Source organism: Streptomyces sp. NPDC051211, from assembly GCF_040689505.1.
In the GTDB taxonomy this organism is placed as follows: Bacteria; Actinomycetota; Actinomycetes; order Streptomycetales; family Streptomycetaceae; genus Streptomyces.
On record NZ_JBFBAV010000016.1, the window covers coordinates 1 to 11,608 of the forward strand.

8 protein-coding genes and 2 pseudogenes are annotated in these 11,608 nt (G+C 70.5%); 5 read left to right on the forward strand and 5 right to left on the reverse strand.

The genetic code is table 11. The features are described from left to right. Positions 1-1,180, reverse strand: a 1,180-nt coding sequence (locus tag AB0447_RS17725; protein ID WP_366477602.1) for a hypothetical protein, incomplete at its 3' end; no start/stop codon positions are given. Between the two features lie 821 nt (positions 1,181-2,001). Here AB0447_RS17725 and AB0447_RS17730 point away from each other — a divergent pair. The 4 genes from AB0447_RS17730 to AB0447_RS17745 all read left to right on the forward strand — a co-directional run bounded on the left by AB0447_RS17730 (position 2,002) and on the right by AB0447_RS17745 (position 9,333). Continuing rightward, positions 2,002-3,669, forward strand: a complete 1,668-nt coding sequence (locus tag AB0447_RS17730) for an AbfB domain-containing protein (RefSeq protein ID WP_366477603.1) — start codon at positions 2,002-2,004, stop codon at positions 3,667-3,669. Then, positions 3,666-4,829, forward strand: coding sequence for a hypothetical protein (locus AB0447_RS17735; protein WP_366477604.1), 1,164 nt, complete (start codon positions 3,666-3,668; stop codon positions 4,827-4,829). The genes AB0447_RS17730 and AB0447_RS17735 overlap by 4 nt, the downstream gene beginning before the upstream one ends. A 180-nt stretch (positions 4,830-5,009) precedes the next feature. Beyond that, entirely contained in the window at positions 5,010-9,023 is a 4,014-nt protein-coding gene (locus AB0447_RS17740) for a hypothetical protein (RefSeq protein ID WP_366477605.1), read from the forward strand. 40 nt (positions 9,024-9,063) lie between these two features. Next, positions 9,064-9,333 (forward strand): hypothetical protein, encoded by a 270-nt coding sequence (locus tag AB0447_RS17745; protein ID WP_366477606.1) that lies wholly within the window; start codon positions 9,064-9,066, stop codon positions 9,331-9,333. 366 nt (positions 9,334-9,699) lie between these two features. On the opposite strand, the pseudogene AB0447_RS17750 reads toward AB0447_RS17745, so the two are convergent. From AB0447_RS17750 to AB0447_RS17765, 4 genes and pseudogenes are all read right to left on the reverse strand, one after another. Next, positions 9,700-9,858 (reverse strand): annotated as a pseudogene (locus AB0447_RS17750) (diadenosine tetraphosphate hydrolase); the annotation flags it as partial. Positions 9,859-9,981: 123 nt separating this feature from the next. After that, entirely contained in the window at positions 9,982-10,146 is a 165-nt protein-coding gene (locus tag AB0447_RS17755) for a hypothetical protein (RefSeq protein WP_366477607.1), read from the reverse strand. A 439-nt stretch (positions 10,147-10,585) separates the two neighbouring features. Then, complete coding sequence (locus AB0447_RS17760) at positions 10,586-11,011, reverse strand: hypothetical protein (protein ID WP_366477608.1); 426 nt, start codon at positions 11,009-11,011, stop codon at positions 10,586-10,588. A 64-nt stretch (positions 11,012-11,075) separates the two neighbouring features. Then, on the reverse strand, positions 11,076-11,264 hold the full coding sequence (locus AB0447_RS17765; protein ID WP_366477609.1) for a hypothetical protein: 189 nt from the start codon (positions 11,262-11,264) through the stop codon (positions 11,076-11,078). 206 nt (positions 11,265-11,470) lie between these two features. On the opposite strand from AB0447_RS17765, the pseudogene AB0447_RS17770 reads away from it, so the two are divergent. Beyond that, positions 11,471-11,593: pseudogene (locus AB0447_RS17770) on the forward strand (DUF6300 family protein); the annotation flags it as partial. Positions 11,594-11,608: the final 15 nt, after the last annotated feature.

Genomic DNA, 11,608 nt, shown 5'->3' on the forward strand with positions numbered 1-11,608 from the left:
CGGCTGCTGCTTCCCTGCGGGCGGTATGCCGGACGCCGAGGCGGCGCAGCTTGCGACGTACCCGTTCACCCAGTGCAGCTTCATCGGTGCCGGCCAGCAGATGAGGAGCCGCTGCGGCGACGGTGGCCGCGGCCTCGGTCCAGGTCGGCATCGTGGGACCGGCGTAAGCGAGGGCCACGGCTCTTTCGAGGGGGGTGAGATGCGCGAGCACGGCGCTGATGCGCGGGTCGTCGACCAGGGCGCCGAACAGAACCTCGTGCGGGTCCGGGCCACCCCGGAGAACGTCGTACGCGGTCATTCCGTCACCGAAGTCACGGTCCAGGCTCCACAGCCGTTCTCCCCCGACCTTGCGATGCCACATCGGGGTGAGCTGGCGATGGATGGCTCTGGCCTCGGCGCGCAGCTGGTCCAGATGTGCTGAGGTGATAGGGCCTCCCGTGAGCAGCGGGGCCGACCAGGAGCCGAGCAGTGCGGTAGCGACGGCCTCCTGCCATCGAGCACCGTGTCCCCGCCGGCCGGGCCACAGGCCGGGGGAGCCACTGAACGAGGCGATAAGGGTCTCCTCGCCGGCGGCTGCCGCCTTGAGCGCGCCCACTGCTCTGACCAGGTCGGGTTCCTCATCCAGTGGAGTCGAGAGCAACACCTTGCGGCTGCCGTCGGGCAGCATGAGCTCCTGCTCGATGTTCGGATCAGCTACGGAGGCTTCGGCCGGCAGCCACTTGGCCCGGTAAACGCGGTGGGGGTCCGCGGGGATGGTCACGTGGCTGGGAGAGCCCGCCCGGAGGTAGGTGATCGGGCTGCCATCGACCACGTAGTCGTGGGTGAACTTCTCCATCTCCAAGATGCGGGGAAGCGACTGTGCTTCGTCGACGCCCAGCGGCGCGCTGGTGCCGGCTGCGGCGCCTTCACCTCGCGCTTCCTCGTCGGAGCCGCCGGACGAGTACAGCCTCCGTCCACGGGAGGAGGAAGGAGCGTGAGTGGTCATGGAGTTCTCCAGCCGGTTGCCATGTGAGCCTCGACCTCTCGGTCTCGCCAGGCCGGCCCATCGGCAATAAATCTTGGAAGACTTTCCTCTGACTGCCGTCATACCGGAGTTCGTCTGTCCGTACGCGGCTGCATCCAGCCCGTCCAGGCCGAGCTCCTCCCCAGCGTCCGGATCGACGCCGGCATCGACCACCACGGACGCCGCCCAGCGCCGAGCCCTCGAAGACCTCGACGCCACCGTTCTCTACCAGGCCTGGTCGGCCAGTACGAGAGACGAGTGGTGCAGGGCCAGATCTTCAGACCGAGGCGTCACCGACCAACGGCGAGGTCGCTCCGCCCGTCAACGTGCTCGACGAACGTCCGCCTCTGGCGTGCAGTTGATGAGGCGATGGCTCAGCGCGTGCGGCTCGGGGAACCGGAGGACGGAGCGGTCAGGGTGGCCGGGACAGACGCAGGCAGTCCGGCCTGCTCGGAGGCGCCGCGTAGGTGCGGGTCAGACTTCGGCCGGCCTGAGCCAGCCGAGGCGTTTTGGATGCGGCGGGTGTTGTACCAGCCGTCGAGGTTCTCGAGGACGTCGAACGCGACTGGGTGGCCCGCACCGGCGGCTACTGGAGGCGTGTCGTGGATTATCGGTCAAAGGTGGCTCAAAAACCCTCTTGGTCTTCTTTGTGCTGCCGCTAGGGTCGAGATAGGTGGCCTGACCAGCTACCTAACGCGGCACGGTGGAGCACGCTCCACGCTGCTGCCGCCATGTTCCATTGCACGTGTTCCGGGGGGAATGAATCATGAGGGAATCTTCGATGCGCGCGGGCGCGTCCGCGTCGACACTCAGCGGCGCCATTCCGCTTTAGGCCGTCGTCCGGCCGCACGGCCGTTGCGCCCATCTGCGGTTCGGGTGGGACTCTGCCCACCTCCTCGCTTCCCCTGGCTGCGCGCCTGCATGGCGTGTTCCGGCGGCTCTCCGTCCTTTCCTGCGCGGGAGGGCGCCGTCTGCGTCCCTACGCTCATCGGCCTGCTTTGAGCATTGCCCGCGAAACCGGGCTGCTTGCTGCCATCACAAGAAGGATTTGTCGAACTCTAATGCGAAATAATTTGCGAACTGGTGTTCGCCGGGCCGTCGTGCGTGCGGTCATGGGTACCACCGCGATGACAGCGGTCCTCGCGGTGGGCGCGGAGAGCGTGGCGTTTGCCGTTCCGGTGCCTCCGCACAAGGAGGCGCGGGCCGCGGGCATCGGCACCACCGACAGCCAGCGGGTCGAGGCTGCCGCCGTGGTGCGGCTGGATCCGACCGCGGACGTACTGCTGCTGAGCGACTACGACTTCATCCATGCCCTGTGGCAGAAGGCGAGCGATGCGGGGGAGAGGCTGGACTCGGTGCGCACGGCGGCCGAGCGGGCGATGTCGAGCACCGTGGCGGCCGACCACGTCACGTTCATCGTCACGGGTATCCACGAGGCGTTCAGGCTGGACCAGCAGCGTGAGCGGGACAAGGCCGAGGCCGAGCGCGCGGCGCGGCTGGCCCGTCAGCAGGTCCTGGTGGTGATCGGCATCCCGAGCACTCCGGAATTGCTGTCGCTCAGCGACGACAACTTCATCCGGGCCATCGTCCGGCACGCGGCCTCCGGCGCCGAGGTGCGCGCCGCCGGCACACGTGCATTGCTGGCCGACGAGGCCGCTTGGCGGGAGTTCATCGCCACCGGCGCGCGCGAGGCTCACAAGAAGGATGTGGCCAGGGAGCTCGCCGAACTGGAGGAGAAGAACCGCAAGGAAGCGGAACTGCGTAAGAACCATGCCGCGCGCAAGAACGTCGCAGCGCTGTTCCGCATCCCCATGACGCAGGGCCTGCTCGACGTGAGTGACGACAACTTCATTCGCGAGATGCTGCGCATGGCGCCGGCGGACCTGAAGAACTCGGACCTGTATCGGACCGGCCAGAAGGCGGTGCTCAGCACGAAGGCCTCGGACTGGCTGGACTTCCTCTACACCGGTGCCGACGCGGCCTACAAGCGGGACGACGAGGCACGGCGCAAGAAGCTCGCGGAGGCCAACCGCATGCTGGCCCAGCAGATCCTCGCCGCGGCCAAGGAGAGCGGCTTCAACCCGAACCTCGTGGCATCGGCGGAGAAGGCCCTGGCGGCCGGTGACGTACAGGTCGCGGAGTTCCTCTCGGAGGAGGGCCAGAAGCGGGCCCGGCGACAGACTCTGGCGATCCGGGCCCCGGGCCAACAGGACCCGACGCAGTTGTTCCAGCTGCGCCACACCGGTGTCAGCGGGGGGACGATCTCCGCCGCCCCGGTGACCCCGGCCAGCTCGCAGGACATGCGGGACAACGCGACGTGGCTCGTCGTGCCCTCGCTGGCCGGCCAGGCCGGCTGCTTCTCGTTCGAGGCGGCGAGCAAGCCCGGCCATTACCTCAAGGGCACCGTCAACCAGGGCCCGGTGGTCCTGGGGGCGAACGACAACACCGCGGCCTTCCGCAACAGCGCCACCTGGTGCTTCACCTTCAAGGGCATCGTGTCCGGCCAGCCCGCCTCTGCCCTGTTCACCTGGTCGGTCGCCGACAAGTTCAAGGTCCGGCTGAACCAGAGCAACGAGCTGGTGACGGGCGCGCCGCCGTCCACCGGAGGCTCGCTGGGGTTCGTCAGCTACCCGGGGTGGGCCATCACCGACCCGCTCGCCCCGTGACCGGCTCCCGGCGTGAACCTCCGCTGGGCAGAGCCGTCCGCGCCGGGCTGACCGCCGCCACGGCCGTCGCGGCGGTGGCGGGGACCCTCGCGGGGAGTCCGGCTCATGCCCAGGACCTCCCGCGCGAGGGGCCGTTCGTACGGGCGTCGGCCGCGGTGCCCGCCGTGCTCTCCGCTTCGGCGGATCCGGGAGCGGCGGAGGCGGTGCTGGTCGCGGCGGCTGCCGGAGCGCGCGCTGAGGTACAGAGGATCGCTTTGTCGGGGCTCCCGGCAGAGCTGCGGACCTCGGCGTGGAACGCCCTGCGCAGTACCCGGGGCGATGCGGCCATCACCGAATGGCTGGCCCCGGGCGGGGGTTTCGAGCAGGCCAAACAGCGGCTGAGGGACGCCCGTACCCGCAATCGGCAGTTCTGCGACCGGGTCGTACGCACCCACCCCGCGGAGTTCGCACCGCAGACCCGCGCCGCGGCGGAGCGGGCCCTGAAGGGTTCGGATGCCGACCGGGCCGCGTTCGTGAAGACCGGGTACGCCCAGGCGCAGCACGGCGACCGGGTTGCCCGGGAGGCGGCGGCCGGTGAGCAGCGGGCGGTGCTGGAGCGGGACCGGGAGTTCGTACGGTCGCTGGCCGAGCACGATCCGGGCGAGCAAGTCCGGGTGGCGGCGCAGTGGGCGCTCCGGTCCGGAGCCGCAGACGAGGACGTCCGGGAGTTCTACGGGTTCGGCTGGGTGACCGGCGGGGCCCTGGACCTGGAGGGCCACCGGCTGCGGACCACGGACTCCGAGGCCCTGCGCCACCGGACGCTCACGCTCCTGCTCAAGACCGCGACCGAGGCCGAGGCGGCGCTGCGCGGCGCGTCCGATGCCGCCGCGGCCCGCGCCGAGGTGGAGCGCGCCTGGCAGGCCGTGGCTTCGCACGCCCGCGACGCCCACACGGCCTGGCAGGCGGAGCGGGAACGCGCGGCGCAGCAGGCCGAAAGCTGGAAGGGCATTCAGGCCCTCGCGCAGGGCTCGGCGGAGGAGATGTGGAAGCGCATCACCGATCCTGCCGGGGCGAACCGGCAGTCCTGGTCCAAAGAGGAACAGGACGCCGTCGGATCCGCCGCCTTCTGGCAGGACATCCTCCAGCAGGCCCGCGACGGCCAGACCCGCATCGCGCGCTGACTACCCCCACGGGTGACTGGCGCGACGCGCCCGTGCCACACCCGCCAGGGCCACGCCGGGCGCCCACCAGCACGGGTGCCCCGCTCCCCTGCACAGGGGCGGGGCACCCGCTTCTCTTCCTCACCCCTACTCCATGCCGCCCTGCCGCCATGCCCACCACCATTGGAGGAGATCCTTCTCATGAGAGCACGACTTCGGCCCGGCGCCGGAGGACGACCGGGACGTCTGCGGACAGCCGTCGCCAAGGCGGCGGCCACGGCCGTGGCCGCCGCCTTACTGGGCGGGCTGGCCACCCCTGCCCAGGCTGCCGCACCCGAACGGGACACCCTCACCGCCTCACAGGCGGCCGCACTGCTAACCCTGGCTGTCCGAGCGAAGACGGACACCCCCGCACCTGTCCTCCCGCAGACCTCGCTGGCCCGGCTCAGTGCCGATGCCGACCGTCAGCTGGTGGAGGACTACGCCGAGTTCGATGAGGAGGAGGAAGTCCGCGAGGCCGCCAAAAAGGCGCTGGCGAGCCCGGATCCGAACGCGATCCGCGACTTCCTGGAGCGGGGCGAGGCCGAGGCCCGCCAGCGTGCCAAGGACAAGCGGAACGCCATCGACGTCGAGAACCGCAAGAAGATCGAGGCGCTGCGGGGTACGGGCGGCCCTCACTTCAACGCCGAGGTCGAGCGCGTTCTGAAGGCCACCGCGCGGGACCGCGCGGACTTCCTGGCGTTCGGTGCGGACATCGCCCGCCAGCGCGACAAGACGACCCAGGACAACGACCGCAAGCGGGCCGAGGAGAACCGCAAGCGCGTCGAAATGCTGGTAGCCACCGGCGGCCCGGAGGTGAAGCGGGCCGCCCAGTTGGCCCTCGCCTCCGGTGACGACAAGGTGATCGCGGAGTTCCTGGACAAGGGCTACCTGATCGCCGCGCAGAAGGACGCCGACGAGCGGGCCGCGCGGGAGAAGGAGCAGAAGGAGGCCCTGGAGGCGGCGGAGCGGCTGCGCAAGCTCGCCGAAAACGCCGCCCGCGCCGCCGAAGCCCGTACCAAGCTGATCGCCGCGCACGGGGATGCCGTCCGGGCCCTGAAGAACTCCTCCAACGCCATGAGCCTGGCGGCCGCCGCCTCACGCGACGCCGACCGGCTCCTCGCCGGGGACCGGGCGGGCAAGCGACTGTCGGACTACACGGAGGTGAAGAAGGACGTCGCCCGGCAGGTGGGCTTCGCCGACACCGCTGCCAAACAGGCACAGGTAGCCGCTGGGCAGGCGAAGGTGCAGGCCGAGATCCTGGTGGAGACGGGGCTGACCTACGGAACGCAGTGGTCCGACGTCGCCTCCGGCATCGCCGCGGCGTCCGACGCCGCGCTGCGGGCCACCCAGACCGCCCAGCACTCGGTCGACGCCGCCGCCGCGACCGCCGCGGGCCTCAACTCCCAGAACCAGGCCCAACTGCACGAGCAGCAGGCCAAGGCATGGCGCGCCAACGCCGAGCAGCACGCCAAGACAGCAGCCGAACTGGCCCGCCAAGCCGAGAAGCAGGCCAAGACCGCGGCCGACGCCGCCGCCAAGAGCCGGCAGGCCCGGACCGAGGCGGAGCAGGCCGAGAAGGCGGCCTGGGAGCACGCCCGTAAGACCCGCGATGCCCGTCTGGAAGCCCAGCGCCAGGCCAAGATCGCCGACGAACAGCGGGCCGTCGCCCAGCGCGAGCGCGAGCTGGCCGCCGCCGCGAGGGCGCGGTCCGAGCGGGAGCGGGACGCCGCGGCGCAGGCCCGGGCGCGTGCGGACGCCGAGGCGCGTACGGCTTCGGCCAAGCGGGCCGAGGCGCAGGCGGCCGCGGCCACCGCGGCGGAGTTGCGCTCACGGGCGGCGACACAGGAGGGCAACGCCTCCAGGACATCCAAGCTGGCCCAGGACGAGGAGACCAAGGCCCGCAACGCACGGAACCAGGCGTCCGAGGCAGAACGCCTGCACAAGGCGGAGGAAGCCCGGGCCAAGGCGACCGAGGCGCTGGCCGCCGCGGCGAGCGGCACGTCCGACGCCGCTCTGGCACGACAGGCCGCGGACGCGGCACGGGCCGACGCCGATGCGGCCGGACGCGCGGCCGTCACGGCCCGCAGCGCCGCCGACGCAGCCACAGGTGCGGCGATGAGGTCGCGGGCAGCGGCCATCGAAGCGGCGGGCGCGGCCGCCCGGGCCCGGGCGGCGGCGGCCGAAGCCGACGCGCACGCCGCGCGGGCCGACGCGGCGGCGAACAAGGCGGAGGCAGCCGCCTTCGCCGCGAACGCGGCGGCGAACAAGGCCGAGGCACAGGCCGCCCTGACGCGTGCCGCGACCCAGCGGGCGAACGCCAAGGCGGCCGAGGCCACCGCGCAGGAGAACCGCGCGGGCACCGCCGCACACGCAGCCGTCCGACTGGCCGGGCTGGCCGCCATTCAGGCCAACCACGCCCTCCAGGCGGCCAACCGCACCCGGGACGAGGCCGACGGGGCCACCCGCGAGGCGGCCATGGCACAGCTCCAGGCCACGATCGCGGTCCAGGCCGCCACCGGAGCCCGGAGCACGGCGGCGGGCATCGCCGACCCGGCGAACACCGCCATTACGCTCACCGCACCCTTCGCCGGCAAGGACGTCGACGCCGACTTCGCCGCTGCGGTGGCGGGTGCCGCACTGAAGATGGGCCTGGAGCAGGTCGCCTCCGCGGAGGCCAAGGCCGCAGAGGCGGTCAAGGCCGCAGAGGCCGCTGAGGCGGCGGCGAATCGGGCGAACGCACAGGTGGCGCCGGCGTTCAAGGCGGCCGCCGCAGCTGCGCGTTCGACGGCGGACGCTGCACGTTCCTCAGCGGCCGCGACGACATCGGCCGCACAGGCTGCAGAGGACGGCGCGAAGGCCAGAGCGGCCGCGGCACGGGCCAACCAGGCCGACGCCCAGGCCCAGGCCGACGCGCAGCAGGCCCGCCAGGCCGCGAACAACGCCTACGCCGACGCGGTGGCCGCCATCACGGCCGCCACCCAGGCCGAAGCCGAGGCGGAACGGGCCCGGGGCGCCGCGGCGGAGGCGGAGAACCATGCCGCAGCCGCCGACAGCGCCGCCACCCTGGCCGAGAAGGAGGCGAGCACCGCCCAGGCCGCTGCCACCCAGGCGGAGAAGGACGCCGCCGACGCCGCCAAGCTCGCCACCTCCGCCGAGCAGCACGCCAAGTCCGCGGAGACCGCAGCCGCCAACGCCCAGCAGCACGCCCGCGAGGCCGACGACGCGGCCAAGAAGGCCGAGGAATACCAGCGCGAGCAGCAGCGCAAGGAGCGCGAGGAGGCTGCCAAGACCAAGAAGGACAAAGGCCCGCCCGTCTCCTTGGAGGAAGCGGAGCGAAAGGCACTCGCAGCGGCCGGCATTACCCCCGAGGAGTACGCGGCGGCCCGCGCGCTCGCGGAGGACGACCTCATCGACTACCTGCTGGAGAACGGCGCCGAGATCCTCGTCGAACTCTTCCTGGAAGACATCAAGGCCTGCATCGACGACCCCGACATCCCGACCTGCCTCTGGGCCATCGTCCAGAACCTCGGCCCGGCCAAGGCCGTCAAGATCGCCAGCAAGATCCCGAAGATCGTGAAGGCCATCGCCGGGATCAACGACTTCCTCGACAAGTCGGCCAAGGCGAAGAAGGTCGTCGCGAAGGCCGGGAAGGTCATCGAGCGGGTCAGGGCTGTCGTCTGTCCCACCGCTCCCAAGCCCAAGCCGAAGTCCGCGCCGAAGGCGCCGTTCCTTGCGGCCTCGTCCTCGGGAGGGGGCGGCTTCGACGGCTGGAACGGCTGGGAGGGCTGGGACGACTGCGAGTTCATTCCTCTCGGCCAGAACCTCCCCGAGGGCGGTATCGAGGTAGCCCTGGACACGCTTGCCCTGAGGAACCTGCGGGATTACCACTTCGAGGGCGGCAGGATGGTCACCCCCAAGAAGGGGCTGTTCAACTCCGAGCTCACGCTCGGGGACATGAAGGACATCTTCTACGGGGCGGTCACGGACCAGGGTGCCTGGAAGCAGGCGAGCGGCGGTACCACCTACCGTGAGAGGAACGTCTGCCTCGATCCCAAGAAGAAGTTTGGGAAGTCCTCCAGGGATACCGGAGAGGTGGAAACCCACTGCCTCACCATCGTGGTGAGCGTGCACGGGGACCTGGTGACCATGTACCCGATTCTTCCGACCACGTGAGCTGAGAGAGGAGGCCGACATGGGCCTGGGGATCCGGAGATTGAACCGTGCACAGGACGTCGTCGAGGAATTCGGTGACGACGCGGAGGACTCGTTCCTCGCGATGTGCGTGCGAGCACCGGAGAACAGCCTGCGGCGCGGCATCTCGCCGTACGATCTGACCATGTTCAACACCCCCCAACTGGAGCGTCTCGTCGTCGAACTCGAGCAGCTTCCGGAAGAGGAGCAGACGCCTGTGGTGAGGCACATCGTCGAGCAGAGCCACCAGGCGATCCGCCGCTCGGGCTACCTGCTCTTCATCGGAGACTGAGAAGCCCTCGGTATTCGGATCCGGATACGGGGCCGGCGCGTGAGGACAGGGGCCGCCTGGCAACTCGGGGATGTATCGACCCGATGCGCCAGGCGGCCCCTGCGGCCGTCCTGGCACCGGAAGCTGGGATGACTGCGAGTTCCCAGGGGCCTCCTGGCATCTGCAGAAGGTCATCCGCCCTGAGGGGCCGGATCCCCAGGCGGTGGCTCTTGGCTCCGCTGCACAGGAAGCCCGGTGGGTCTGGCCCCACGCCGAAGGCCGAGTACGACGTTCTGGTCGGCCTCGACATGGTGAGCGGCAAGGAGCAGTGGCGAGGTGAGCCCGGTTTCAACACGGAACTGCACCCCGCAGGGCGCTCGGTCATCGTCGCTGCACCGCAGGATCATCTGTCAGCAGCACCGAGTATCCAGGCAGGAACTGAATGTCCCCGATCACCGCGAATCCCGCTCCCAGCCGCCGGAGCACCGCAGGGTTCCCACCCCGAAGTGCGCTGCCGATCCGGTCCGTCCGCCAGTCATCACCCATGAGCGCGACTCTACGGCTGGTGATCACCAAGGGTTCAGCATGCTCTTGCTCGCCCTCCTTCCCGCGCTGTTCAAGATCGAAGCAAGTGATGGGAAGAGCGGCGAACTGCTGAGATTCACTTGCTTAGGGCTGGGCGGCGCCCTGCCGGCGGTTGGCTCGGGTCCGCAGGAACCGCACGGGGCCGCTGTCCCGGCCGGTTACCTCTGTGAGCATGGCCTCCAGCTCGGGAGCGAGGTCGAGGACTTCCCTGTCGTCCTCGATCTGCGACCAGCTGTGTAGAGCCCGCATGCCCGAGGACTCGGTGGCCGGGTGTCGGCCCGTGCGCGGTCGAGTGGAGTTGGGGGGCAGGTACCACCGGGGCGGCGGCAGCCGGTCGGCCGGAGACCAGGGCGAGCCAGCCGCGGAGTTCGCGGAGGTTGATCGTGTGCAAATGACCGGCCCCGAAGCGCTCTGCCAGCTCGTGGTCCAGCCGTTCGGCTTCCGCTTCCGCCTCGGCAAGGCGCGGCAGCGAGCGGCGAGGGCGCCGCCCACGTTTGAGGCGATGAACGCCAACCTGCGAGGCGGCGTCGGTCAGCGGTTCCGCGGTGAGCGGTCGCCGACCGAGGACCCCGGGCCCAGGGCCCGCGGCCGTGGCCAACGTCGACGGACCCGGCGTCGGCCACGGGACCACGACGGCCCAACCCCGACGGCCCCGGCGCCGGTTACGGCGGCGCCGGGGCCCTCAGACCTACATCTTCTGACAGGTGACCTTGGCGCCGTGGTACGGGAAGGTGACGGTGTCGCCCTTCCATCCCACGCTCCAGGGCGACAGCTCGTCGCTACCGTCTTCGCCGAACTCCATGCCCATCAGCTCTTTCGCCTCTCCGGGCACACCGCTGACGTGGTACGGGCCGTCGTCGCCCTTGACCTCCAGCTTGCCGCCGGAGAGCTGCCACGTCCCGGAGCTGCCCTCGCGGCCGCCATCGCTCACCTGGTAGGTCCCGTCTCCGACGGTCACCGTCGCGGAGATTCCGCGGCCACCGTCGGAGATCGTGCAGTCCCAAGTACCCTTCGCGGCCTCCTCCAGGGACTTCGCCCCGGCGCAGGCAACCACGGTGAGTGCCAGCGGCACCCCCACCGTTCCGACGGCCACCCACTTCGCCCAGCGCTTCATAGTCCGGCTCCCCCAAGGTCGTTCTGTCTGTTCTTCAGGCGAGCCGGACCTTACCTGAAATCGATCAAGAAACGCGAAGTCGGCCGTTGAGGAAGCAGGCGCGGACCAGGCAGCCGAGGGCCGCCGTGCACAGCACCGTCCGGAGGACGTTGGTCGTCACCCAGGTGGACTTGAAACGCTCGACGACGGAGAAGTCCGTGATCTTGGCGGCATCGCCAAGATCAGCCAGCTCGTGGTCGAGCGGAATGTTCACGGCCAAGACGGCCCTGGAGCTGGACCCGGTCGTCAAAGGCTTGGACCGCGGCTTCGGCGGCGAGGAGCAGCGGCCGGACGGCCCCTTCGGGCCGGGATCAGCGGAACCAGGCGCCGCCCGGCCCGGGGCCGGTTGACCCGCCGGGGCATACGATCCTCGGATCCTGAACAAGGGGGCCAGATGGAGGAGTTGAGCTCGCCGACAATCTTCCGCAGTGCTCGCGCTGTCGTGGCGATCTGATCACCAGCGTCCTGATGCCGCAGGATGACGCCGAGGGGCGGCCGATTCACCTGGAGCTGTGCGCGGTCTGCGACGCGGACCGGCCCGCCGCCGTCGGCTTGGAC

What these genes read in the sequence shown, in the direction of transcription:
- AB0447_RS17740 (WP_366477605.1), top strand. Translation starts at nt 5,010, where the DNA reads ATGAGAGCACGACTTCGGCCCGGCGCCGGAGGACGACCGGGACGTCTG.
- AB0447_RS17755 (WP_366477607.1), bottom strand. Translation starts at nt 10,146, where the DNA reads ATGCGGGCTCTACACAGCTGGTCGCAGATCGAGGACGACAGGGAAGTC.
- AB0447_RS17760 (WP_366477608.1), bottom strand. Translation starts at nt 11,011, where the DNA reads ATGAAGCGCTGGGCGAAGTGGGTGGCCGTCGGAACGGTGGGGGTGCCG.